General features: G+C 37.3%; 25 protein-coding genes. 10 read left to right on the plus strand and 15 right to left on the minus strand.

Annotation, left to right across the window (positions count from 1 at the left end; genetic code table 11):
* Position 1: 1 nt before the first annotated feature.
* The gene (gene groES / locus IGJ41_RS10870) at positions 2–286 is read right to left on the minus strand and encodes a co-chaperone GroES (protein ID WP_002356531.1); all 285 of its coding nucleotides are present in this window, start codon (positions 284–286) and stop codon (positions 2–4) included.
* Between the two features lie 232 nt (positions 287–518).
* On the opposite strand from groES, the gene IGJ41_RS10875 reads away from it, so the two are divergent.
* Together IGJ41_RS10875 and IGJ41_RS10880 are read left to right on the plus strand one after the other, a co-directional pair.
* Positions 519–695, plus strand: a complete 177-nt coding sequence (locus tag IGJ41_RS10875; RefSeq protein ID WP_002356530.1) for a hypothetical protein — start codon at positions 519–521, stop codon at positions 693–695.
* An 18-nt stretch (positions 696–713) separates the two neighbouring features.
* Entirely contained in the window at positions 714–1,367 is a 654-nt protein-coding gene (locus IGJ41_RS10880; RefSeq protein ID WP_002356529.1) for a CPBP family intramembrane glutamic endopeptidase, read from the plus strand.
* 42 nt (positions 1,368–1,409) lie between these two features.
* Here IGJ41_RS10880 and IGJ41_RS10885 read toward each other — a convergent pair whose 3' ends face one another.
* Complete coding sequence (locus tag IGJ41_RS10885; RefSeq protein ID WP_002356528.1) at positions 1,410–2,060, minus strand: redox-sensing transcriptional repressor Rex; 651 nt, start codon at positions 2,058–2,060, stop codon at positions 1,410–1,412.
* Positions 2,061–2,273: 213 nt separating this feature from the next.
* Here IGJ41_RS10885 and IGJ41_RS10890 point away from each other — a divergent pair, with 213 nt between their 5' ends.
* From IGJ41_RS10890 to IGJ41_RS10905, 4 genes are all read left to right on the plus strand, one after another.
* On the plus strand, positions 2,274–4,220 hold the full coding sequence (locus IGJ41_RS10890) for an ABC-F family ATP-binding cassette domain-containing protein (RefSeq protein WP_002365037.1): 1,947 nt from the start codon (positions 2,274–2,276) through the stop codon (positions 4,218–4,220).
* A 14-nt stretch (positions 4,221–4,234) separates the two neighbouring features.
* On the plus strand, positions 4,235–4,867 hold the full coding sequence (locus tag IGJ41_RS10895; protein ID WP_002356525.1) for a GntR family transcriptional regulator: 633 nt from the start codon (positions 4,235–4,237) through the stop codon (positions 4,865–4,867).
* Positions 4,868–5,067: 200 nt separating this feature from the next.
* Positions 5,068–6,258, plus strand: coding sequence for a quaternary amine ABC transporter ATP-binding protein (locus IGJ41_RS10900; protein ID WP_002388977.1), 1,191 nt, complete (start codon positions 5,068–5,070; stop codon positions 6,256–6,258).
* On the plus strand, positions 6,251–7,960 hold the full coding sequence (locus IGJ41_RS10905; RefSeq protein ID WP_438714429.1) for an ABC transporter permease/substrate binding protein: 1,710 nt from the start codon (positions 6,251–6,253) through the stop codon (positions 7,958–7,960). Before IGJ41_RS10900 ends, IGJ41_RS10905 begins: the two co-directional genes overlap by 8 nt.
* Positions 7,961–8,242: 282 nt before the next feature.
* Here IGJ41_RS10905 and IGJ41_RS10910 read toward each other — a convergent pair whose 3' ends face one another.
* The 11 genes from IGJ41_RS10910 to IGJ41_RS10960 form a co-directional block, all read right to left on the minus strand.
* Positions 8,243–8,977, minus strand: a complete 735-nt coding sequence (locus tag IGJ41_RS10910; RefSeq protein ID WP_002384134.1) for a YcjF family protein — start codon at positions 8,975–8,977, stop codon at positions 8,243–8,245.
* 119 nt (positions 8,978–9,096) lie between these two features.
* Positions 9,097–9,999 (minus strand): diacylglycerol/lipid kinase family protein, encoded by a 903-nt coding sequence (locus IGJ41_RS10915; RefSeq protein WP_010713166.1) that lies wholly within the window; start codon positions 9,997–9,999, stop codon positions 9,097–9,099.
* Between the two features lie 122 nt (positions 10,000–10,121).
* Positions 10,122–11,135 carry a CdaR family transcriptional regulator gene (locus IGJ41_RS10920; RefSeq protein ID WP_002374210.1) on the minus strand — a complete coding sequence of 338 codons (1,014 nt, stop codon included), beginning with the start codon at positions 11,133–11,135 and terminating at the stop codon, positions 10,122–10,124.
* A gap of 141 nt (positions 11,136–11,276) precedes the next feature.
* Positions 11,277–12,425 carry a glycerate kinase gene (locus IGJ41_RS10925; protein WP_002356517.1) on the minus strand — a complete coding sequence of 383 codons (1,149 nt, stop codon included), beginning with the start codon at positions 12,423–12,425 and terminating at the stop codon, positions 11,277–11,279.
* Between the two features lie 21 nt (positions 12,426–12,446).
* The gene (locus IGJ41_RS10930; RefSeq protein ID WP_002359581.1) at positions 12,447–13,739 is read right to left on the minus strand and encodes a GntP family permease; all 1,293 of its coding nucleotides are present in this window, start codon (positions 13,737–13,739) and stop codon (positions 12,447–12,449) included.
* 108 nt (positions 13,740–13,847) lie between these two features.
* A complete protein-coding gene (locus tag IGJ41_RS10935) occupies positions 13,848–14,531 on the minus strand; it encodes a TVP38/TMEM64 family protein (protein WP_002368872.1) in 684 nt (227 codons plus the stop codon).
* Between the two features lie 149 nt (positions 14,532–14,680).
* Positions 14,681–15,754, minus strand: a complete 1,074-nt coding sequence (locus IGJ41_RS10940) for an ABC transporter substrate-binding protein (protein ID WP_002362278.1) — start codon at positions 15,752–15,754, stop codon at positions 14,681–14,683.
* A complete protein-coding gene (locus IGJ41_RS10945) occupies positions 15,751–16,587 on the minus strand; it encodes an ABC transporter permease (RefSeq protein ID WP_202524659.1) in 837 nt (278 codons plus the stop codon). Before IGJ41_RS10945 ends, IGJ41_RS10940 begins: the two co-directional genes overlap by 4 nt.
* Complete coding sequence (locus IGJ41_RS10950; RefSeq protein WP_002356510.1) at positions 16,587–17,393, minus strand: ABC transporter permease; 807 nt, start codon at positions 17,391–17,393, stop codon at positions 16,587–16,589. The genes IGJ41_RS10945 and IGJ41_RS10950 overlap by 1 nt, the downstream gene beginning before the upstream one ends.
* Positions 17,394–17,411: 18 nt before the next feature.
* Positions 17,412–18,497 (minus strand): ABC transporter ATP-binding protein, encoded by a 1,086-nt coding sequence (locus IGJ41_RS10955; RefSeq protein ID WP_002356508.1) that lies wholly within the window; start codon positions 18,495–18,497, stop codon positions 17,412–17,414.
* Positions 18,498–18,522: 25 nt separating this feature from the next.
* Positions 18,523–19,065 (minus strand): helix-turn-helix domain-containing protein, encoded by a 543-nt coding sequence (locus IGJ41_RS10960; protein WP_002356507.1) that lies wholly within the window; start codon positions 19,063–19,065, stop codon positions 18,523–18,525.
* Between the two features lie 263 nt (positions 19,066–19,328).
* Here IGJ41_RS10960 and IGJ41_RS10965 point away from each other — a divergent pair, with 263 nt between their 5' ends.
* Genes IGJ41_RS10965 through IGJ41_RS10980 form a run of 4 tightly spaced genes read left to right on the plus strand, consistent with a single transcriptional unit; the run spans position 19,329 to position 22,300 of the window.
* On the plus strand, positions 19,329–20,321 hold the full coding sequence (locus tag IGJ41_RS10965) for a YhdH/YhfP family quinone oxidoreductase (RefSeq protein WP_002356506.1): 993 nt from the start codon (positions 19,329–19,331) through the stop codon (positions 20,319–20,321).
* A gap of 15 nt (positions 20,322–20,336) precedes the next feature.
* Positions 20,337–21,110, plus strand: a complete 774-nt coding sequence (gene coaB / locus IGJ41_RS10970; protein ID WP_078131043.1) for a phosphopantothenate--cysteine ligase — start codon at positions 20,337–20,339, stop codon at positions 21,108–21,110.
* Positions 21,107–21,661, plus strand: coding sequence for a phosphopantothenoylcysteine decarboxylase (gene coaC / locus IGJ41_RS10975; protein WP_104855681.1), 555 nt, complete (start codon positions 21,107–21,109; stop codon positions 21,659–21,661). The genes coaB and coaC overlap by 4 nt, the downstream gene beginning before the upstream one ends.
* Positions 21,662–21,664: 3 nt before the next feature.
* Entirely contained in the window at positions 21,665–22,300 is a 636-nt protein-coding gene (locus IGJ41_RS10980; protein WP_002356501.1) for an ECF transporter S component, read from the plus strand.
* A 55-nt stretch (positions 22,301–22,355) separates the two neighbouring features.
* Here IGJ41_RS10980 and IGJ41_RS10985 read toward each other — a convergent pair whose 3' ends face one another.
* Both IGJ41_RS10985 and IGJ41_RS10990 read right to left on the minus strand, forming a co-directional pair.
* Positions 22,356–23,561: an aminoacyltransferase gene (locus IGJ41_RS10985; RefSeq protein WP_002408714.1), complete on the minus strand. Its 1,206-nt coding sequence runs from the start codon at positions 23,559–23,561 to the stop codon at positions 22,356–22,358.
* A 237-nt stretch (positions 23,562–23,798) separates the two neighbouring features.
* Entirely contained in the window at positions 23,799–24,305 is a 507-nt protein-coding gene (locus IGJ41_RS10990; protein ID WP_173961582.1) for a QueT transporter family protein, read from the minus strand.
* Positions 24,306–24,504: the final 199 nt, after the last annotated feature.

Below are 24,504 nucleotides of genomic sequence, written 5' to 3' on the forward strand. Positions count from 1 at the left end.
ATTATTCAACAGTGGCAATAATGTCTTTGGCTGATACAATTAAGTATTCTACGCCTTCGTATTTCACTTCTGTTCCTGAATATTTTTCAAACATTACTGTGTCACCAATTTTTACTTCCATCGGAACTTTTGTGCCATTTTCAAGCACACGACCTTCACCTACTGCGATAACTTCACCTGTTTGTGGTTTTTCTTTTGCAACGGATGCAAGAACAATTCCTCCAACAGTTTTTTCTTCTTCTTTCGCGACTCTAATTACGACGCGATCGCCTAATGGTTTTAACACAATAAATCCCTCCAAATAAAAAGTTTTCGCTTATTTTAGCACTCGATACATAAGAGTGCTAACTCACACTATTTATAATACTCATTTCACTCTAAAAATGCAAGTCTTTTCTCTCTTTTTCTTGTCAATTATAAGATACGCATTTTTTATTGAGTATTCTTTTTTCATGGAATGTTTTTCCAATCCTTTAATTCATGGTAAAATAAATTGACTACGATTGGAGGCGAATAAAATGAAACAACGTTTACTTACAGCACTAATAGCAACATTCGTTTATTTTGTGATAGCGAATTTAGGAAATCTTGTTTTCAGTGTCACAGAAGGAATTGTTTCGACACTTTGGGAATCTCTTTTCTTTTTCTTATTCGTTTTTCTTTTATTAGGATATCGCAATAATCGTAAAAAATAATTATAGAAAGGATTAACCATGACCTTAAGAAAATCAAGTTTATTTATTTTAGTCACATACATTATCGCTTTTTTCGGGCCGTTACTTTTTTCGGGTATTTCCCCCAATGCAGCGATTAATGTGACAACTGCTCTCTACATTATTGGCGCCCTTGTAATGATTGGCATCTTTTTAAAAACAACAGAACCTTCTCCTTTAGAGGAAACAGCAACCTTGAAATCACCTATTTTTATTTTTTTACTAGGTGTTAGTGGGATTTTCATTGCCATGCTGATTCAAGGGGTTACTTTTGCCATTGAAGTAGCCATCACAGGAGAACAAGCTACTTCTCAAAATACACAAGCTATTGTAGCGGTGATTTTGGCAAATCCTTTATTTATTTTGGCAACTACTATCGGTGGTCCGATTATGGAAGAATTCGTCTTTCGTTATGCATTTATCCATTTAATCCAGCCTTTTACAAATTTCTGGATTGCGGCTACTGTTAGTTCGGCGATTTTTTCACTCGCACATGCCGATGGTCACTTTTTTGTTTATTTCTTTATGGGATTTTTCTTTGCTCTTTTGTACAAGCAAACTGGAAAAATTTGGACCTCAATTATTGCCCATTGCGGCATGAATACGATTGTGATTATTGTTCAACTACTTTTGCATAATGGTGCAATTCAATAAGAAAAGGGCCTTCGTCTAAACGACTAGGCCCTTTTCTTTTGCTTATTCTTCTTCGTCAATCAATTCATTGTCATGATGTAAGAAATAAATTAATGTTTGTAATTCGTTGGTTAAGTCAACATTTTGAATTAATACTTCAGGTGGCGCTACTAAACGCGCAGCCGTAAAGTTTAGAATTCCTTTAACCCCTGCTTCGGCAAGTTTGTTCACAACTTCTTGCGCTTTGCGAGCTGGAATAGTTAAAATAGCTACTTCGATTTGTTGAACACGGATTTGTTCCATCATATCTTCCATTGGATAAACCGGAATACCGTCAACAATGCGTCCCACAATATCTTCATTCACATCAAATGCGCAACTTACACGAATACTGTTGCTTTGATGGAATTTGTACTTTAATAAAGCACTTCCTAAATTACCAACCCCGATTAATGCGACATTGGTTAACTCATCTTCATTCAATGTTTTTGCAAAAAAGTTCATTAAGTTTTCAACATCATAGCCGTACCCACGTTTACCTAATTCACCAAAATATGAAAAGTCACGACGAATAGTCGCACTGTCTACTTGTACCGCTTCACTTAATTCAGTTGATGAGACTTTATTTTTTCCTGTATCATGTAACATTCTTAAGTAGCGATAATATAAAGGAAGGCGTCGCGCCGTTGCTTTTGGAATAACTTGATCTTTCACAATTGGACCTCCAATACTTTCACTTAAATCTTATCCATTAACATAATAGCAGTTTTTCACAATAAAAAGCAATTCTATGGCTCAAAAATAGCATTTTTCTTCAAAAGTTTGTGATAAAAGGTATAAACCTTCACAAAGCATTTTTTGATACGTGCTATTTTAGCAGATTTTATGCTACACTAAGGGCAATGAATTTAGAAATGAGGACTACTGATGATTTTATTACAAGCAAATCAAGTTGCCCGGCATTTTGGCTCGGAAACATTGTTTGAAAACATACATTTAGAAATTGCAACAAAAAGTCGGATTGCCTTAGTTGGTCGTAATGGTGCTGGAAAATCGACTTTTTTAAAAATCATTGCAGGCATTGATGCTCCCGATAGCGGAACCATTGCCAAAAATAAAACTGCTACGTTAGGTTATTTAGCTCAAAATACCGGCTTAGAATCAGATAAAACCGTTTGGGAAGAAATGACAAAAGCCTTTGCTGACATCCTAGAAATGGAACAGCGTATGCGAGAATTAGAAACCAAAATTAGTGAAATGGAGCCAACCACCTCCGTTTATGAAGGAATTTTAAAAGAGTACGATCAATTGCAACATACGTTTTCTGAAAAAAATGGCTACGGCTATGAAAATGAAATTCGCTCAGTCCTTCACGGCTTTGGCTTTGATGAATCCTTTTACACGAAAGATATTCAAACCTTATCTGGTGGTCAAAAAACCCGGCTTGCATTAGCGAGAATGCTTTTACAAAAACCAGACATTTTAATTCTGGACGAGCCTACAAACCACTTAGATATCGAGACGCTTTCTTGGCTGGAATCTTATTTGCCAAGTTATGCCGGCGCCCTATTAATTGTTTCCCACGATCGTTATTTTTTAGATAAGGTAGTTAATGAAGTTTATGAACTGAGCCGCAAAAAAATGACTCACTACAAAGGAAACTATTCCAAATACTTAGAGTTAAAAGCAGAACAATTAGCCAGTGAATGGAAAGCGTATGAAAAGCAACAAGAAGAAATCAATAAGTTAGAAGATTTCGTTGCCAAAAATCTGGTTCGTGCATCTACAACGAAACGTGCACAAAGTCGCCGAAAAGTATTAGAAAAAATGGACCGTTTAGACCGACCTCAAGGAGATGAAAAATCGGCGCATTTTCTTTTCGATAGTGAAAAAGTTTCGGGAAATGTTGTTTTACAAGTCGAAGATGCCGCCATTGGTTACGACCAAGAACATATTTTATCCGAACCTATTCACTTGGATATTCGTCGCAAAGAAGCCATTGCCTTAGTCGGACCGAACGGAATTGGTAAATCCACTCTCTTGAAATCAATTATTGACCGCATTCCTTTCATTAAAGGAAGTAAAACTTTTGGCACCAATGTTTCTGTAGGTTACTATGACCAAGAGCAAGCCAATTTACATGGCAATAAAACGGTCTTAGCGGAATTATGGGATGAACACCCAACCACACCTGAAAAAGAGATTCGAAGTATTTTAGGCGGCTTTCTCTTCAGTGGAGATGATGTTGAAAAAACGATTCCTTTATTAAGCGGTGGCGAAAAAGCACGTGTGGCATTAGCAAAATTAGCGATGGATCGTGACAATTTCTTGATTCTCGATGAGCCAACCAACCACTTGGATATCGATAATAAAGAAGTTTTAGAAAATGCGCTGATTGATTATGAAGGAACCATCCTCTTCGTTTCCCATGACCGTTACTTTATCAATCGAATTGCAACAAAAGTTGTTGAGCTTTCTGAAAAAGGCAGCAAACTTTATTTAGGCGACTATGATTATTATTTAGAAAAGAAACAAGAGGAAGAAGAAATCGCTGCCCTCTTAGCTAATGAAGAAGCGGCGAAAAAACCCGAACCAGTTACAGCCAAAAATACCTTTTATCAAAACAAGGAGCAACAAAAATTACTCCGTACTTTGCAAAGAAAAATAACACAAGTCGAAGAAAATCTTGCTCAGTTAGATACGACAATTGCACAATTAGAAGCACAAATGAGTCAACCAGACATTCTAGAAAATCATGTTGAATTGCTGGCTTTAAACCAACAATTAGATGACGCTCGTCAGCAACAAGATGAACTACTTGAGCAATGGGAAAATTTCAGTTTAGAATTAGAAGAAATGGAAAATAACAATTAACGGAGGGATTCACTATGGCTTCCAAAAAAATCAGTTTAACGAAGCCCAAATATCAACAAATCGCCGTTGATGTTGCGGAAAAAATTGCAGAAGGCAAATTACATGTTGGAGATAAAATCCATGCCCGTTCCACCCTAGCTAACCAATACCAAGTGTCGCCAGAAACAGCCCGCAAAGCCATTATCGTTTTAGTCGATTTAGAAATCGTTAAAGCCAAACACGGCAGCGGCTTCTATGTGGCATCAAAAGAAAAAGCGCAGGACTTTGTGACACAATATCAAGACGTTCAAACGATTGCTGAAATTAAAGAAGAATTGCTAGATAGCGTAGCGAAACAAAAAGAAGAACTTACTCATTTTTCTAGCATTCTAGATACTCTTGTTGAACAAACAAAGCGTTTTGATTCTTTCAATCCAATGAATCCTTATTCATTAGTTTTAACAGAAGAAGCTGCTTATCTTGAGGCGACGATTAGCGAAATGAATTTTTGGCAAAACACTTCGGCAACGATTATCGCCATCAAACACAAAGAAGAGCTTCTGGTCTCACCTGGTCCATATGCAAAGATTTCGTTGAACGACACACTTTATTTTGTTGGACATGACGAATCAACCTTACAACGAGTGCAGAATTTCTTTTATCCTTAAACAAAAAAGTGACTACTTATCTTGCGGTAAATAGTCACTTTTTTTATTTATTATTTCTATTTTTCATAAAAAACCACTATAAAACCTAGTTAAAATACTGTTTTTCTTCATTTTCAGAAAGATTTTCATCTAATTTGACAAAGTGACAACTTTATAGTAGTCTGATGTAGTCACTTTTTTTAATGAGGAGGAACAATGATTTGCCAAAAGTAAAAGTAAATCACCTTACCAAGATCTTTGGTAAGAAAACCAAACCGGCACTTGAAATGATTCGTGCCAACAAAAGCAAAACAGAAATTTTAGAAAAAACGGGTGCCACAGTCGGTGTTTATGATGTAAATTTCGAAGTTGAAGAAGGCGAAATTTTCGTTATTATGGGGTTATCAGGAAGTGGGAAATCAACATTAATTCGTTTATTAAATCGTTTGATTGAACCAACTTCAGGAAATATTTATATTGATGGACAAGATATTTCTTCTTTAGATAAAGAAGGATTACGTGAAGTACGTCGAAATAAAATGAGCATGGTTTTCCAAAACTTTGGTCTTTTCCCCCATCGAACTATCTTAGAAAATACGGAATATGGTTTAGAAATTCGTGGTGTTCCTAAAGAAGAACGCCAAGCAAAAGCTGAAAAAGCCTTAGAAAATTCTAGCTTAATTGCTTTTAAAGACCAATTACCAAGTCAATTATCTGGTGGGATGCAACAACGTGTCGGCCTTGCTCGTGCCTTGGCTAACGATCCAGAAATTTTATTAATGGACGAAGCGTTCTCTGCTCTTGATCCGTTAATTCGTCGTGAAATGCAAGACGAACTATTAGATTTACAAGAAAATGTCAAAAAAACCATTATCTTTATCACACATGATTTGAATGAAGCTTTACGAATCGGCGACCGGATTGCTTTGATGAAAGATGGTCAAATTATGCAAATTGGGACTGGAGAAGAAATTTTAACCAACCCAGCCAACGAATATGTGCGAACCTTCGTGGAAGATGTGGATCGTTCAAAAGTCTTAACTGCCCAAAATATTATGGTACCTGCTTTAACTACTAACATTGAAATTGATGGCCCAACTGTTGCTTTAAAACGGATGCGTCAAGAAGAAGTGAGTATGTTACTTGCCGTGGATAAAAAACGCCAACTAAAAGGCGTTGTACGCGCAGAAAAAGCTTTAGAAGCGCGTAAAAACGGGACTTCTCTTGTAGAATGTGTGGATCCAGAAATTCAAACAATCGACAAAGATATGTTAGTGAATGATATTTTCCCACTGATTTATGATGCACAAACACCTCTTGCCGTGACTGATAACGGCAAACTATTAGGCGTGGTCATCCGTGGTAGCGTACTTGAAGCACTTGCAGAAACAGAGGTGAACGAACATGAATAAGTATCAATTACCTGTCGCGTCTTGGGTTGAAAGTTTTACTGATTGGTTAACTTCAACATTTGCTGGATTATTCAGCTTTTTACAAACAATTGGTCAAAGTGTAATGGACAACATTACTGCCTTACTAACAGCCGTACCACCACTTGTGCTGATTGTGCTATTAACGATTGCTGCTTTCTTTATTTCTAATAAAAAAATCGGCTTAAGTTTATTCACGTTTATCGGCTTAATGTTTATCTATAATCAAAACTTATGGAACGATTTAATGAGTACCGTTACGTTAGTTTTACTTTCTAGTGTTATTTCCATTATCATTGGTGTGCCACTAGGGATTTTAATGGCGAAAAGTGAAAAAGCCAAGAGTATTATTACACCGATTTTGGACTTCATGCAAACAATGCCTGGTTTCGTTTACTTGATTCCAGCCGTTGCATTCTTCGGAATTGGTATGGTTCCTGGGGTCTTCGCCTCTGTTATCTTCGCTTTACCACCAACCGTGCGCTTTACGAACTTAGGAATTCGACAAGTGCCAAATGAACTTGTTGAAGCAGCTGATTCTTACGGTAGTACTGGCTGGCAAAAATTATTCAAACTAGAATTACCTTTAGCCAAAAACACGATTATGGCTGGTGTTAACCAAACAACCATGCTAGCCCTATCAATGGTAGTTATTGCTTCAATGATTGGTGCGCCTGGATTAGGACGTGGCGTCCTTTCCGCTTTACAACGTGCACAAGTCGGGAACGGTTTCGTAAATGGTGTGGCTTTAGTTATTTTAGCGATTATCATTGACCGTTTTACTCAACATTTAAATAATAAAAAAGCAGCCCCTAAAGCAGCTGGTGCCACCTCTAAAAAGAAAAAATACGGGATTATTGCAGCGGTTGTTGTAATTGTCGCTGGCTTAGTTGGTGCTTCAATTTTTACAACAACAAATGATAAGCAAATTTCCCTTTCTTATGTGGAATGGGATACCGAAGTAGCCTCCACACATGTGGTTACCGAAGTCTTAAAAGATATGGGATATGATGTTAAAACGACTCCTTTAGATAACGCAATTATGTGGGAATCTGTAGCTAATGGTGAAACAGATGCCATGGTTGGTGCGTGGCTGCCAGGAACTCACGCAGAGCAATATAAACAATATAAAGATAAATTAGACGACCTTGGTGAAAACCTTAAAGGCGCGAAGCTAGGAATTGTCGTCCCTTCTTATATGGATGTTGATTCTATCGAAGATTTATCTGATCAAGCTGGGAAAAAGATTACTGGAATTGAACCTGGGGCTGGTGTTGTTGCAGCAGCAGAGAAAACTAAAGAAGCTTATCCTAATTTGAAAGATTGGTCTGTTGAAACTTCTTCATCAGGTGCCATGACTGTCGCCTTAGGACAAGCAATTAAAAACAACGAAGACATCGTTATTACTGGCTGGTCTCCTCACTGGATGTTTGCAAAATATGATTTAAAATATTTAGCTGATCCAAAAGGCACTATGGGCGGCGAAGAAGCGATTCACACAATGGCTCGCCAAGGCCTAAAAGAAGATCAACCAGAAGCTTACAAAGTGTTAGATAATTTCCATTGGACAACTAAGGATATGGAATCTGTCATGTTAGAAATTAACGAAGGCAAAGACCCACAAGAAGCTGCACGTGATTGGGTTGATTCACATAAAGACCAAGTAGCAGAATGGAAAAAATAATTCTTAACAAATGACTTCCCCATCTATTAAAAGAGGGCGTTGAACAAATTGTTCAACGCCCTCTTTTTTCGCAAAAAAACCACTCAGTTGGGTAGACTGAGTGGAAAGGAGTTATTTTTACTTGAGGAGTAAAAATGAAAAGTGTTTATGTTGGGTGTTTTGTTGGTATGCTTATATATTAACGAGAACCTGTGAATAATTTGTGACGAAAACCTTGGAAATTTGCTACGAATTACTTAAAAAAGTTTAAATGTGTCTCACCCTAGTTAATCGATACAGCGATTATTTCTTTTTAGCATTTTGGATGGCTTTAAATAATGTTGAAAATTGTCCTTTGAAAGACATCACATCATCAAAGATATCAACACCATCGTTTAACATTTTGACGGTCACCCAGCCAAGCGCTTCCGTAATTGCTACCGCAACTGAAGCATTGACCATGCCACCAGTCACAGTTCCGACAACAGGAATCACTTTTAGAATATTCCCGACTGCGCTCTTACCTAAACTAACCACTACTAATTCTTTGGTTAAACTTTTACCTAAACTTTCAGACCAAGACTGACCAAAAATTTTATGCAGCCGTGACATCATAGTTAATTGAACAGGTACCAGTAAAAAAGCATCCGAAAATGGAATTGGCGAAAACCCAATAATTGCTGCTGACAATGCAGCAAAATGAATCGTTTGATGACTTTTCTTTTTCACGTCAGGTGAAACACCAGCCAAAAATTCATCAAATACTTTGTCGAGTTGTGTTTGACTGTTCGTCACTAATTGTTCTGCTTTACCTTTAGAAGTTGCGAAAGCATTCATTATGGCCGTAGACGTTTTTTGTGGAAATTTTTTCAAGACATCTTGAAAAAAAGAACGAAATTCTGGGTCTTCGATTTCTTCATTCAATTGCTTAGTTTCTTGTTCTGCTAATTCTTGTTTTTCAATCTCTTCAAAAAGTTCTTGTTTCTTTTTGTTTTTATGTTTTTTTCTTCTCATCTCATTAACTCCCTTATCTATCAATATGTAGAAACAAAGTATAGCATAGCCCCTGATTGATTCTCTTTTAGATGATTTGAAAAGCCAGAACTTATCTGTTTTTTAAACAAATAGAAATGTTCCAGCTTTTCTCAAAAAATCAGCTATTTTGTTTGTTCTTCACCGCAATAGACCGTCAAGTGTTTAGGCAAAATTTCCAGCGTAATTGGCAAAGCAGCTCCTTCATCACCATCCACATTAGTGGTTAATTCTTCTTGGTTTTCTAAGGAGATTGTTCCTTCTTTAAAGGTTAGGTAAACTAAATTATCAGTGGACTGGTCGACACCTTTTAACAAATCTGGGACTGCTTTTACTGCATCCCACAATGATTGATCTTTTAAATAAACTAAATGAAGTTTGCCATCATCCACTTGGGCCTCTGGTAATAATGTTTCAAACCCACCGATTGAATTCGTTAAGCCAACTAAAACGGTACTACTTTCAATGGTTTGTTCTTTTTGATCCAAGCTTAAATGAAAAGGATACGTTTGAGCATTCGCTAAATGTTTGGCACCTGAAATAAAATAAGCGAGTTTTCCTAACTTCGTTTTTTGTTCAACGTCCACGTCGTTAATTGACTCTGGAATCGTCCCAATCGCAACGACATTCATAAAGTAGTCGTCATTGATTTTCCCCACGTCTAAAGCACTGGTTTTTTCTAAATCTAATTGTTGAATCGCCTCTTCAGGATCCATCGGTAAATTCAAGGCTCGCGCTAAATCGTTCACCGTTCCTAAAGGAAAAAAGCCAAATTTTGGGCGGTAAGCTTGTTCTGCCAACCCGCTAATTCCTTCATTAACGGTTCCATCTCCCCCCATTACGAAAACACTGTCGAAGTGACTTTCCGCAGCTTCACGGGCAAATTGTTCTGCATCGCCGCCTTTTTCTGTTTGTTTCACTACAACTTCATCAAATAACTGTTTTAATTTTTCTTCTGCTAACGTTTCAAATTCTTTGGCTTTTTCACCACCAGAACTGGGGTTAACAATTAAAACTGCTTTTTTCACTGGTACCACTCCTCATTGATATCTAAATCGTTTGATTCCTTACAATTATTATAAAAGATATTTTTGATTCTGGCGAAAAATATGCTGACACTTGCTTAACAAACAAGCATTCCTGCTCCTCACTACTTTTCAAAACGTTCTTTAAAGCAATAGGCAAAATAATAGAACAATTTCCAAAAATCTTGCCAAACTTTTGGATCCATCCCCGTCAATTCATGAATTCGTTTCAAGCGGTAATTCAATGTATTTCGATGGATATGTAATACTTGTGAGGTTTCATTGATGTTTAAGTTATGATTGGCGAAAAAAATAACGGTTTCATAGTATTCATCATAAATCGTCTGGATGGTTTCAAAAAAATCCAATTCAATATGAAAAGGAAAATTAAAAATTCCTTGAATGAAAAAATCTTCTGCTTGGTAAAACTTAGCCTTTTCTAATTGGAGAAACGATAGAAGTAAATACGTGTTTTGTGCCTCTTGGACCATTTGTTGAATCGTGGCTTTTTCCGAACTTATTACAAGGTATTCTGTTACTGGCTTTGTTATCTGAGGTGGTTCAGAAGTAATCACCAGATAACAATTTTCCCATTCAAATATTTCATGGCCAGGATAATAACTGGATAATAAGCGCTTGTCCTTGGTTAGTACACAATGATTCTGGTCATCTAATTGAAGGTTATATAGTTCCAACGCTTCAAATTTTAAGGCTTCTGAGTAAGCAGAATCAACATGCATTAAGTGCTGGATAAACTGATTTTTTTGTTTCTTCTTTTTTTCGCGTTCTTGTTGTGTATTTAATTCTTCTGTCAGTAAAAGAACAATCGAGCGCACAAGCTTGGTAAATTTGCGCACCTCGTCTGGTTCTCCTGAAATGCCTACGACACCTAAAATGTGATCATTCAAAATAATCGGTTCATTGGTGCCTTTTTTCTCTAAAGAAGTATCTTTATAAATTTCAATATTTTTCCGTTCATTGATGGCTCTTTCTGCACCACGATGGCGCTCCCCAATTCGAGCAGAATCTCCACTCGCAATAATTTTTCCTCGTTCATCCATAATATTGATGTTATAAGGAATATCCGCCATTAACTTTTCAACAATTTTATTTGCTTGGATTTTGTCTAATTTTAACATTGCTATCGCCAACTTTCTAAAAAGCGAGTAGCGTTTGGGACATAAGCCGCAATGACTTATGTCCCAAACGCTTAATTCTTCAGATCAACGACTGAACATTTTTATTTCAGCTTTCATTACTGATGATACCATGGCTAGTTCTTAGTCACAAGGCACCAGCTGTAATGTACGAGCAATATTTTCAACGGTTCTTTCTAAGTTAACTGGTCCATTTTTCAATGCTGCTTCCAATGGTTCGGCTTTGGCCAAAATTCCAAAAATAGCCGTCATCCCTTCTTCATAGAGGACATCCACATCTTTGCCGATATAGCCAGCACAAGCGAAAACCGGTTTTTGATACTTCTTGGCCAAACGTGAGACGCCATAAGGGGCTTTGCCGAATTTTGTTTGAAAATCCATACCGCCTTCACCAGTAAAGACATAATCAGCAGCTTTTATTTTTTCTTCTAATTGATTCACTTCTACGACAATATCAATCCCTGGGCGTAACTGAGCTTTTGTGAATGCTAGTAACCCTGCACCCAAACCACCAGCAGCTCCTGCGCCTGGCATCATCTCAACATCAATACCGACCTCTTTTTTGATAATCGCTGCATAATGGGCTAAGTTTTTATCTAATTGAGCCACCATTTCTTCTGTCGCACCTTTTTGCGGACCAAAGACATGAGACGCCCCTGTTGGCCCTGTTAGTGGGTTATTCACATCACTTGCTACTAGAACTTCGGTAGCAAAAATACGTTGATCAAACTGTGTTAAATCGATCTGCGCCAGTTTATCTAATGCACCACCGCCACGTGTCAATTCTTGCCCTTCCTTGTCTAACAAACGCGCACCAAGTGCCTGAATCATACCTGCACCCCCATCATTTGTCACGCTACCACCAATGCCGATAATGATTTTTTTTGCCCCATGATTGAGCGCATGTTGAATCATTTCTCCTGTACCATAAGTAGAAGTGATCAAGGGATTACGTTCTGCTGCTTTGACCAATTCAATTCCGTTGGCTTTCGCCATTTCAATGACCACCGTTTCTTGGTCACCTAATAAGCCGTAATAGGTTTCAACGATTTGATCAGGAAGCGGTCCTGCCACACGCACTGGTACTCTTGTGCCTCCTGTTGCATCCACTAAGGAATCCACCGTTCCTTCCCCGCCGTCTGCCATCGGGACGTGTTGAATGTCTGCATCTTTAAATACAGCTAAAATCCCTTTTTCCATTGCCAGACAGGCTTCTTTTGCACTCATACTTTCTTTAAATGAGTCTGGAGCCAAAACAAATTTTTTCGTCATCTTTTCGCGCCTACTTTCCAACTAGTTTAAAATAAAGCCATATAAAATGGTTGCAACAATCGTCATTACCCCACCGACACACATTTCATAAGGAATCACTCGAATTCTTTCTTTAATCGTCATATTCATACTTTGTGCCGTAATATGGAAATAATTGCCTTGAGGAACACTATCAATCACAGTTGCCCCAGTATGCACCATGACTGCTGCTGAAAGTGAAGATGTGCCCATATCTAAAATCGCTGGCCCAAAAGAACCTGTCGCTAAAATAACCGCTGTGGATGTTGAACCAACTGCTAAGCCCATTAAAATACCAGAAATCGGTGCCAAGAAGGTTCCAGAAATTCCCATAACAGAAATTAAGTGGACAATTTGTGTTGATAAATCAGAAACAGAAATTAATCCAGCAATTGCGCCTGCACCAATTAAAATTAAAACGGTATCGGTTACTCTCTTCAAGCCAGAAGATGCATAAAAGGCCAGTTGTTTTGTTTGCCCAATCGCAATTGTCCCAACAACTGAAGCGAACGGCAAAATATACAGAGCATCAATATTCAAACTTTTGATGAAAGAAATATTTAAAACGGCGCCAATCGGATTAAGTAATAATAAGACAATCGCTAACACTGGCGCGATTAACGCCTTTTTCAAAGGTAATAATTCTTTTGTTTGTTCCTCCACAAGATCCGTTTCTTTGACCATTGATCCTTTACTTCTCATGATATTTGCAAGAACAACAGCTGTAATTAAGCCAAATACGGCTGGAATAAAGCCAGCAATCATAACGTCACTTAGAGGTAAATCAAAGCCGTTCGCCGCTGCAATAGTATTTGGATTAGGCGAAATAATATTGCCCGCTTTGCCGCCACCTGATAAGGCAATCAATAATGATAACTTACTGATACCCGTACTTTTCCCAACAGATAGAGCAATCGGGGCAACAATCAACACTGCAACAGGAATGAATACGCCCACAGCTGTAATTACCATTGTAGATAATGCCAAAGATAAAATAGCTTTTTTCTCGCCAAGCTTTTGTACAATGGCGTTGGCAATTGATTCTGCCGCACCGGATTCCATCATCACACCCGCCAACATACCGGCTGCTAAAACACGGATTGCGGTTCCCATAATACTTTGTGTTCCGTTTAATAGAACAGCGACTGTATCTGACAGGGAAGCGCCTCCAATAAGACAACCAACAATTGCACCAAAAAACAAGGAATACACAGGATTAAATTTTTTCAAAATTAATACTATCGCTACAACTAATCCTAAAATTGCAGCAACCCAAGATATTGTAATATCTGGCATTCAAAATCAGCTCCTTAAATTGTTTACGCTTTCATTCTATCAAAGTCCTTTCTTTTTAAAATTGTAAATTTAACAGGATTTATTGTTCAAATGCACAAAAAACCGTTCTTAAAGAACAGTTTTTTGAAATCTTTTTCTATCTTTCTCAATAATAACCACCAAGCCAACGAACAAAAGAACACTCACAATTAACAATACTGCCGTTTTATTATATCCATGAAATAGTGCTTCGCCTCCACATGCGTAAAGTATTGAGGAAGGAATTACACCAATGAATATAGCGGCTATTAAATTTTTTAATGGCAACTGCATAGTATCCGCAGCAAAATTAATCACAGAAGAAGGAATAATTGGAATCATGTAGCCCACCATAATCCCAATTTTTGGATGCTTCATCCGTCGAATGGACTGGACCCAATGATTGGTCTCCGTTTTTCTATCTAAAAATTTTATATGATGCATCAAAAAGATTGCAACTAAATTTCCCAAACTATTCCCTAAAACGTTAATGAGTGTGCCGCTGAAGGGACCAAAACTCAATCCTGCAATCACACCAATTACCGAGGTTGGAATCCCTGGTACTGCACACATGATCGCGGTCAAAAAAACTAACAACAGCGCTGCTGAAAAACCATGTGAACGAATTCGCTCTAATAATTGTGTCTTACTGGCTTTAGGATTCAAAAATAATTGAATATCTGTTTGATATTCTAGATACAAACGGTAACCTACCAGTAGGATTAAAATAAGCCCGCTACTGATTAGTAGTATTCGGATTGTTTTCCTTTTCATTTTCTTTGCTCCTTTTATGCTTTATACAAAGTGTAGCACAGGATTCTTTGTGCCTCAATTAGAAGCTTGTATGAATAAAAGCCGCCCCTAAAAGTTAGACTAAAAATCTAACTTTTAGGGGCGGCTCGAAAGTTACGAAGGTACTTTTTTTATTTCCGATACATCTTAAACTCCAAGAACAGATCGTTATAAATTCCTAAGTATTCTTGACCTAAATCTTGGTAAACTTCTAAATGTTTGATGGTTTCATCATCTGGATAAAATTGTTTATCTTCGGCAACTTCTTTTGGTAATAGTTTTTTAGCTTCTTTATTTGGTGTGGAATAACCAATATATTCTGCATTTTGTGCTGCATTTTCTGGTCGTAACATAAAGTTCATAAATGCATAGGCGCCGTCTTTATTTTTGGCTGTCTTAGGCATCACAATGTTATCAAACCAGAGATTAGAGCCTTCACTGGGAATCACATAATGTAGATGTTCATTGTTTTCTAGCATTTCAGCAGCTTCACCAGAGAAAGTTACAGCAACTGCACTTTCTTCATTAGCCATGTACATTTTGATTTCATCGGCAACAATTGCTTTGACATTGTTCGTTAATCGGTTTAACTTATCGGTAGCCTGACGTAATTGTTGGTCGTTTTTACTGTTTAACGAATAGCCTAAACTGTTCAAAGATAATCCTAACACTTCGCGAGCGCCATCAATCAGCATGACATTATTTTTTAATTCCGGGCGCCATAAATCATCCCAATGTTGGATCTGACGGCCGTCAATAAATTTATCATTATAAATAATCCCCAACGTGCCCCAGAAGTATGGAACGGAAAACTTATTTTGGGGATCGAAGGATTGATCTAAAAAGCGTGCATCAATGTTTTCTAAGCCTTTTAATTTGCTGTGATCAAGTGGTAAAAGCATCTTTGCTTTCATCATTTTTTGAATCATATATTCAGAAGGAATGGCAATATCATAGGCTGTGCCACCTTGCTGAATTTTTGTATACATAGCTTCATTAGAATCAAAGGTTTCGTAATTGACTTTATAGCCTGTTTCTTTTTCAAATTTCTTAATCAAGGCTGGATCTATATAGTCCCCCCAATTGTAAATGGTCAAGGTATCTGCTCCTGCCATGCCACTTGCTTTCTCCAATTGGCGCACGCCAAAAAACAAGATGACAATAATAGCGATAATTCCAATAAAAAGTGACTGTAATTTTTTCATTTTAACTTGGCCACCTCACTTTGTTCCCGACGCATTTTCTTTAAACGTTTTGGCGTATTGTCTTTACTGATAAAGTAATAACCGACAACTAGAATCATTGAGAATAGGAACACTAACGCACTTAAGGCATTGATTTCTAAACTAATTCCCTGACGTGCTCGTGAATAAATTTCAACAGATAATGTTGAAAAACCATTGCCTGTCACAAAGAATGTTACGGCAAAATCATCCAACGAATAAGTAAAGGCCATAAAGTAGCCAGCAATAATTCCTGGCGCTAAAAAAGGCAAAATGATATTTTTAATCACTTGAACATTATTGGCCCCTAAATCCCTTGCCGCATCTACCATAGAATCGTTCATCTCTTGTAGTTTTGGTAAAACCATTAAAACAACAATCGGAATACTAAAGGCAATATGCGACAATAACACACTTGTAAAACCTAAACTGATAAACCCTACTGCCGTGAAGAAAATTAAGAAACTGGCCCCAATAATAACATCTGGTGAAACGAGTAAAATGTTATTAAAGCTAAGCAATGTGTTCCGGTTTTTACGACGTTTTGTATAATAAATCCCCATCGCACCAAATGTTCCAATGATGGTTGCTATTAAAGCCGATAAGAAAGCTAACAAAAACGTATTCAGAACAATGGTTAACAAACGTGTGTCTTTAAAAACGTTCCGATAATTATCTAATGTAAAGCCAGTAAACTGATTCATCGTTTGCGTATCGTTAAACGAATAGAAAATTAAATAAAAGATCGGTGCGTACAGTAACGCAAAGACAACGAATAAATACACATAAGACCATTTAAACTTTTTCTTTTGCATTATTTGCCACGCCCTTTCTTCTTCTCACCCGTCAGCAACATCACAATAAACATGGCAACAATTAAAATCACACCAATTGTTGAACCCATGCCCCAGTTTTGCGTTACTAAGAAGTGTTCCTCAATCGCCGTTCCCAACGTAATCACCCGATTGCCGCCAATTAAACGCGTTAACATAAAGAGCGAGAGCGAAGGAATAAAGACAGCTTGAACGCCACTTTTCACACCGTTTAGGGAGAGAGGAAAAATGACACGGCGGAACGTTTCCGCACTGCTAGCTCCTAAGTCCCGACTAGCACTAATCAATGAAGGATTCATCTCTTCTAAGGCATTAAAAATCGGCATAATCATAAATGGAATTTCAATATACGTTGCGACAAATAAAAAACTGAAATCTGTAAACAGAATCTGGTGCGTGCCCAAACCCATAAAACTCATAAACTGATTGATACTCCCATGAATACTGAAAATCCCAATAAAGGCATAAGCTTTTAATAATAAATTCACCCACGTTGGTAAAATAACTAGCATTAACCATAACTGTTTATGCTTGAGCTTTGTCAAAAAATAAGCCGTAGGATAACTTACCAATAACGTAAAAATGGTAATCAGAAAAGCATACCACACTGAATTAATGGTCATACTTAAATACGTTCCTGATGTAAAATACGTTTGGTAATTCGCCAAGGTAAACTGGCCATTCATATCGAAAAATGATTGATAAATAATCATTAGCACTGGCGCAATGACGAATAAAAGTAACCACATTACATAGGGAATCGAATAAATTCGACGCATTGTTTTCATTTTATTTTCCCCTTTCGTTTACTCGTCGTAACTTTCTAAACGGGCATCAAAGTCTTCTTCTGATTCATTGAAGCGCATCACGTGAATATCTTCTGGCTCAAAGGAGAGCCCTACTTGAGCGCCTTCTTTGGCTTTTCGAGTGGAATGCACCATCCATTCGTTTCCTTGTTCATCAAAACAAATAATTTCATAATGAACGCCGCGGAATAACTGCGTGTCCACCGTTACGGTTAGCTTGCCTTTTTCAAGCGTGGTAATCGTTAAGTCTTCTGGACGTAAAACGACTTCTACAGGTTCATTTTTCCGCATGCCGCCATCGACACATTCAAACTTTTTGCCCACAAATGAAACTAAATTATCTTCCAGCATCACGCCGTCCACAATATTACTTTCCCCCACAAAGTCAGCAACAAAGTGATTAATCGGTTCATCATAAATATCAACTGGTGTGCCACTTTGCACGATATGACCTTTATTCATGACAAAAATTTCATCACTCATCGCTAATGCTTCTTCTTGATCATGGGTCACAAAAATAAAAGTAATTCCTAAACGTTGTTGTAAATCACGTAGTTCATATTGCATCGCTGTGCGTAATTTCAAATCTAAAGCGGATAACGGCTCATCTAAAAGCAATACTTTTGGCTCATTGACAATCGCTCGTGCAATTGCGACCCGCTGACGTTGGCCCCCAGACATTTCACTAATTTCACGTGTTTCGTAGCCCGGTAATTGAACCAAACGTAATGCCTCTTTCACTTTTTTTTCAATTTCTGCTTTGGATAGTTTTTTGATTTTTAAACCAAATGCAACATTATCAAAAACATTCATGTGAGGAAACAAAGCATAATCCTGAAACACGGTATTGACTTGGCGTTTATTGGCAGGTACATCATTTATTCTTTTACCATCAAAATAAACATCGCCAGAAGTCACGTCATTGAATCCCGCAATAATACGCAAAATCGTTGTTTTACCACATCCTGAAGGTCCTAATAAGGTATAAAATTTTCCTTCTTCAATTTCAAAGCTGACATTTTTTAATACTGGTTCATCGTCAAATTGTTTGACAACATTTTCAAATGAAATCACATGGTTTCTCACTGGATAAACTCCTCCATTTCGTCCTTTATAAATACGATTCTGTCGCCACAATTAACGCACGACTTTTTCCTCGACCATTGTTGCTAATTTGGTGAGGTTCTGTTGCTTGGTAATACATGGTTTGACCTTTTTTAGCAATATACGTGGCTTCCCCTAATGTCAAACGAATGGAGCCATCAATCACATAAATAAATGTTTCCGATAGAGAAGGTTCAAACGTTTTATATTCGCCATTTTTATCAAAAGTAATAATGACAGGTTCCATTTCTTTTTCATTTGAGGCTGGAATTAACCATTTTAGTTCATAGCCATGTTCTTCATCATAATAGAGGGTACTTTCTTCTTCATTGTAGACAATTTTCTGTTCAAGCGGTTGCTGACTAAAAAACTGCTCTGGCGTCACGCCTAGTACTTCTAAAATTGAGAAAAATGTTTCCATTGATGGTGAGCTTAAATCCCGCTCCAATTGGGAAATATAGCCTTTGGATAAATCCGTTCTTTCGCCTAATTCTTCTTGTGTCAAATTTTTCTGAATGCGTAAATTTCTCAACTTCTCACCAATTTCCATGGCACACCTCGTTTCTATTTTCAGCTAATCTTTTCAACAAAAGTTTTGTAATACTAAACTTACAGTTTAGTTTTACCTTTTTTAGTATACGAACTTTTTGAAAAATTTCAACCATTTTTCTTTATTTTTCTAGTCTAATTGTCACACAATCTTTCTTTTCTGTATAACTTACTGTTTATAAGAAGAAAAATGATACGAAAAAATCAGAATATGATAAAATAAGACGAGTTGCTTTTTTACATAATTGGAAGGAGAGTTTTTATATGAATTCATTTCAAGCATTTACGTTAAGAGAACAAGATACATCTGTTATTGGTCAACTAGAAACCATTACTTTAGACGATTTATCAGAAGGCACTGTAGTAATCAAAGCAGCCTACTCCTCAGTTAACTTTAAAGACTCTTTAGCTTCAAAAAAAGACGGCGGTGTGATTCGCAATTATCCAATGATTCCAGGAATTGATGTCAGTGGCACTGTTGTCACATCGGAAGATCCTCGTTTCAAAGAAGGCGATAAAGTGATCGTAACAGGTTATCAATTAGGAGTTAGTCATACTGGTGGTTATTCTGAATATGTGCGTGTTCCTGGCGATTGGGTAGTTCCACTTCCTGAAAAAATGAGTCTCAAAGAAGCAATGATTTTCGGAACTGCTGGCTTTACGGCCGGATTATCTGTCACAGCTTTAGAAGACGATGGCTTACGAGACGACAAAGAAGCCCCCATTATTGTAACTGGTGCGACAGGCGGTGTTGCGACATTGTCTATTGCGATGTTGCATCAATTAGGCTACACTTCAATCACTGCATTAACTAGAAAGCCAGATTCTTTTGAGCTTTTAAAAGAGTTAGGTGTTAGTGAATGCTTATTAGTAGAAGATTTCTTAGCAACTCCTGTTAAAGCATTGATGAAACAGCGTTTTGCTTTTGCAATTGATACCACTGGTGGGGAAATTACTTCTGCTGTTTTACCACAACTTCGTTATGATGGCCGTTCAGCCATTTGTGGCCGCGCTGCTGGAATTACATTAGAGACAACCGTTTTACCCTTTATTTTACGGGGCGTTCATTTATTGGGCATTGATTCGGTTAATGTTGGTATGGACAAACGAAAAATAGTCTGGCAACGTCTTGCCACTGATTTAGACATCACTGAAAAAGCTGTGTATCAAGAGATTACTTTAGAAGAACTTCCCCCTGTTTTTGAAGCATTACAAGCAGGCCAACATATTGGACGGACCATTGTCCGAATTTCTTAAGGAGGCGTTTTGATTATGGATGTTTTAGTTACTGCTGGCGGAACGTCAGAACCGATTGATAATGTTCGTTCGATTACCAATCATTCTTCTGGCGGACTAGGAAAAGCAATTGCTGAAAGTTTTTTAGCTGCTGGACACACCGTAACCTACGTAACAACCAAACATGCATTACGTCCAACCCAACAATTGGACTTATCAATTAAAGAAATAGAAACAACGGTTGAATTAGCCACTACGTTAGAACAACTCTTTGCTGAAAAGCAATTTGATGCGATTGTTCACGCAATGGCAGTCAGTGATTTTACGACGGAAACCGCGCAAACGGAAGAACAATTTATTGATTCTTTTGCGCAACAATTAAGCGAACAAACATTGCCAAAGACCAAAGAAGCCTTGGTAACTATCGTTCAAAACACATTGAATCAGATTGCTGATATTCCTCAAACAGCAACAAAAATTTCATCTGATACGGACCGATTATTAATTTTTCTAAAGAAAAATCCTAAAGTCATCCAAATGATTCGTGACAAGCAACCCCAAACTGTTTTAGTGGGCTTTAAATTACTTGTCAACGTTTCACAAGAAGAACTTGTCCAAGTTGCACAAGCCGCTTTGATTAAAAATCGGTGTGACTTTGTCTTAGCCAATGACTTGATGAATGTTCATGAAACAGAACACGAAGGATTATTAATTAACGAAACGGGCATTGTCCAAGAAGCTTGTTCAAAACAAGGGATTGGTTCAATGATCGTTAAAAATGTTGAAAAGAAATGGAGAGAACAACAATGAAAACTATTTTATTAGGCGTCTCTGGCAGCATTTCTGCATATAAAGCAGCAGATATTACAAGTCAACTAGCTAAGCTTGGCTACAATGTGGAAATTTTAATGACTAAAAGCAGCACAGCGTTCATCACTCCGCTGACGTTACAATCACTTTCTAAGAATCCAGTGCATACGGATGTCATGATGGAAATTGATCCCAGTAAAATTAATCACATTGAGTTAGCTAAAAAAGCGGATTTATTTTTAGTAGCACCTGCTTCGGCCAATACAATTGGGAAATTAGCCCATGGGATTGCCGACGACTTACTATCAACAGTTGCTTTGGCGCTTTATCCTGAAACACCCAAAATTATTGCGCCCGCGATGAATACGTATATGTACCAAAACCTCATTGTCCAACGAAATATTGGCATTTTAAAAGAAGTCGGCTATCAAGAAATAATCCCACGTGAAGCTCTATTAGCTTGTGGCGATTATGGTCGTGGCGCACTTGCCACTGTTGAAGATATTCTTCAAACAGTGATGAAAATTTTAGCATCTGATAACAAGGAGTAATTTATGAATAACACGAAAAAATTTACGTTAACAGCCATGTTCTTAGCTATCTTACTTTTACTGGCTTTAACCCCGCTAGGATTTATCACATTAGGTCCTTTAAATTCGACCACGATGCATATTCCTGTAATTATTGGTTCCATTGTTTTAGGGCCAAAAATCGGTAGTATGTTGGGCGGCACGTTTGGGATCATTAGCTTAATTAAAAATACGACAGCACCAACACCTTTGTCGTTTGTTTTTTCTCCATTTATTCCCGTGATCGGTACCGATCACGGTAGTTGGAAGGCTCTTTTAATTGTGCTAATTCCGCGGATTTTAATTGGGGTCGTTCCTTATTTCGCTTACAAATGGCTAAATAAATTAACGAAGGAAAAAGCGCAACCTGTCTCCTTATTTGTTGCTGGTGTTTTAGGCTCAGCAACGAATACCATTTTAGTCATGAACATGATTTATTTTCTTTTTAATTCAGCTTATGCTGAAATTATTGGTAAAGCTGGAACTGCTGTTTACCTAGCTATTATTGCGACGATTTTCAGTTCTGGTGTGCCAGAAGCTCTTGTTGCTGGTGTAGCTGCTTCAGCAATTGCTAGCGTTTTGCTTCGCTTAATGAAACGGAATGCAACGCAAAAACTATAGAAAAAAACACAGGGACTAAAAATCAAGTTTGATTTTTAGTCCCTGTGTTTTTTATTTATTTTTTTTGTTTTCGTAATTTATAGGCATATTCACTGGCCTTAAATAATAATTTATTAACCGGTAAATCGAATTCCCCAATAAATTCATTAATCGTTGGGTTGAAGTTCGCTTTAAACTTAATTAAGCCATCATTTAAACTACCTTCTAAGCCGCCCATATTACAGCTTTCGCAGCCACGGTTAAAACATTCTTGAATGGCATCTCGCCAAGTCACATAAGTTGGCATGTAGCGTTTATAACGATCATCTAAGCCAGCATAAAGGATTTCACTTGTTGGACCAAATGTCACAGCCAAGGCGCCAGCAACCGTGACGATTTCACCAGCTTCTGCGATATTTTCTTCTAATTCTTTTAGTTCCCGAGTCAAGGAAGCATCTAATTCTTCTAAATTATGGCGCTTTTTCACTTGATTTTCTTTCAAATTACTCAAGTCTTTTTGATTTTTGTCATAGCGTTGTCGCGTGCTATCTAAGCGTTCCTTTAAATTGACTTGCGCCAGCATAATAAAGGAGTCTTCTGGGTAAATGTTCAACAGCTTCTTAAAGTAATCACTATTCCGTAAAGAAATATGTTGGCGTTCCATGGTTGATTGAATGACTTTTTCAAATTCATCAACAAAGTCAACATGCCCTTGCTGCACAACGACCCCTTTTTTTTCAGCTGTTTTAATCATTTTCTTGGTGCTTTTTGACAATTGTTCTTCACTAAAATCTTCACGATAAATATTCGCTTGGAAGCGGGGCTGGATGGTGGCCCCCATATCCATTGTCAGTCCTTGATATTTGGCCCCTGCCTTTTTCAAGGTCTCAATAATAGATGTCGCTTCAGCATGCGGTTGATGTTCTTCTCCCAAATGAAAATCTTGATAGTGAACCGCTGGATCCATTTTTATAAATAAAGCTCGTTTTTTCTTGCCAAATTTTTTCAATTCAGCCATAAAGTAGCTGACCAAACGTTCATTTGTATAGTCCATTACTGGACCTCTTGGTGTATATAACATCGTAAAACCGGCTGGTAATGGTTTGATTAAAACTAAACTTGATGCAACTAATGTATCCTTTTCATAAACCCCAACAATTTCAGAACCCCAGTTATCCTTGACTTTTGCCCATGAAGATGACTGTAGTAAATTACATAATGGGTGATTTTTAACAAATGTATCGTGTACTTCTGCCGGAATACCGATTTTAAATGTGTACATGTTCAAACTCCTCTGCTGTGACTTTCCAATAGTCCGTTTATCTTACACTATCATAGTGTATTCCAACAGACTAGTAAAGTTTTACATGAAAATTTTTAGAAAAAATGTAGATCTTATTCTTTATGTAAAAAAGACGAGGTAGAAACAGTTCATTCTATCACTTAGTTCACTAATAGCAACGACACTTTTCTTCACTGCCATTCAAAGGATGAATCATTTCTATCCACATCTTTTCAATTAAATACGTGTTTCAAATTTTAATGACTTGTTGATAAAATACATGATTGGTGCTGAAATCGTCATAATAATCGCTTCACTTAATGCTAACCAACCATAAGTTGTCCAAAATGCTTGACCGCCACTTGGTACTAGCATAAAGGCAATAAAAAACATACTTACAGTGAAAAATAGACTATTTAGACACATTCTAACAGGAATACTTGGTACCTTTTTTTGTAAAAAAGCTGTTAAGCTCAACGCAAATAATGTTTGCGCTCCACCAAACAGAGCATCCATTACACCGAAACCAAAAAATAAGTTAAAAAAGATAACGCCGCCTAAAACACCCCACATCAATTTGCGATTGAAAACGACTAGGTGATTCAAACTTTCTGAAATTCTAAATTGAATCATACCAGAAGAAACTGGCCGAACCAATAAAGAGAGGACAATATATAAGCCCATAATGATACCATTGGCTAAGACTGTTCTTAGCTTTAGATTGGCTTGAAACGAATTTTGCATACTTTTTCCTTCTTTCTCCGAGTTTTTTTACAAGGGATGGTTGATGAACCTTGGTTACAATTGCAACAGTTCACATTCTAATATGGAAAGTCAAAATAGTCAATGAAAGCCCTGTTTTACTTTGCACTTATTTGCAGTTTTCACCTCTCATGCATTGTTTCGTGCCTTTTTCTAGTCATTTTTTACTTTTTTAAGCAAT

Source organism: Enterococcus sp. DIV1537a, assembly GCF_051712085.1.
GTDB lineage: Bacteria > Bacillota > Bacilli > Lactobacillales > Enterococcaceae > Enterococcus > Enterococcus faecalis.

Coding starts and splice junctions, on each gene's coding strand:
- IGJ41_RS10875 (WP_002356530.1), top strand. CDS start 519: ATGAAACAACGTTTACTTACAGCACTAATAGCAACATTCGTTTATTTT.
- IGJ41_RS10880 (WP_002356529.1), top strand. CDS start 714: ATGACCTTAAGAAAATCAAGTTTATTTATTTTAGTCACATACATTATC.
- IGJ41_RS10890 (WP_002365037.1), top strand. CDS start 2,274: ATGATTTTATTACAAGCAAATCAAGTTGCCCGGCATTTTGGCTCGGAA.
- IGJ41_RS10895 (WP_002356525.1), top strand. CDS start 4,235: ATGGCTTCCAAAAAAATCAGTTTAACGAAGCCCAAATATCAACAAATC.
- IGJ41_RS10905 (WP_438714429.1), top strand. CDS start 6,251: ATGAATAAGTATCAATTACCTGTCGCGTCTTGGGTTGAAAGTTTTACT.
- IGJ41_RS10920 (WP_002374210.1), bottom strand. CDS start 11,135: ATGTTAAAATTAGACAAAATCCAAGCAAATAAAATTGTTGAAAAGTTA.
- IGJ41_RS10925 (WP_002356517.1), bottom strand. CDS start 12,425: ATGACGAAAAAATTTGTTTTGGCTCCAGACTCATTTAAAGAAAGTATG.
- IGJ41_RS10930 (WP_002359581.1), bottom strand. CDS start 13,739: ATGCCAGATATTACAATATCTTGGGTTGCTGCAATTTTAGGATTAGTT.
- IGJ41_RS10935 (WP_002368872.1), bottom strand. CDS start 14,531: ATGAAAAGGAAAACAATCCGAATACTACTAATCAGTAGCGGGCTTATT.
- IGJ41_RS10940 (WP_002362278.1), bottom strand. CDS start 15,754: ATGAAAAAATTACAGTCACTTTTTATTGGAATTATCGCTATTATTGTC.
- IGJ41_RS10945 (WP_202524659.1), bottom strand. CDS start 16,587: ATGCAAAAGAAAAAGTTTAAATGGTCTTATGTGTATTTATTCGTTGTC.
- IGJ41_RS10950 (WP_002356510.1), bottom strand. CDS start 17,393: ATGAAAACAATGCGTCGAATTTATTCGATTCCCTATGTAATGTGGTTA.
- IGJ41_RS10960 (WP_002356507.1), bottom strand. CDS start 19,065: ATGGAAATTGGTGAGAAGTTGAGAAATTTACGCATTCAGAAAAATTTG.
- IGJ41_RS10965 (WP_002356506.1), top strand. CDS start 19,329: ATGAATTCATTTCAAGCATTTACGTTAAGAGAACAAGATACATCTGTT.
- coaB (WP_078131043.1), top strand. CDS start 20,337: ATGGATGTTTTAGTTACTGCTGGCGGAACGTCAGAACCGATTGATAAT.
- coaC (WP_104855681.1), top strand. CDS start 21,107: ATGAAAACTATTTTATTAGGCGTCTCTGGCAGCATTTCTGCATATAAA.
- IGJ41_RS10980 (WP_002356501.1), top strand. CDS start 21,665: ATGAATAACACGAAAAAATTTACGTTAACAGCCATGTTCTTAGCTATC.
- IGJ41_RS10985 (WP_002408714.1), bottom strand. CDS start 23,561: ATGTACACATTTAAAATCGGTATTCCGGCAGAAGTACACGATACATTT.
- IGJ41_RS10990 (WP_173961582.1), bottom strand. CDS start 24,305: ATGCAAAATTCGTTTCAAGCCAATCTAAAGCTAAGAACAGTCTTAGCC.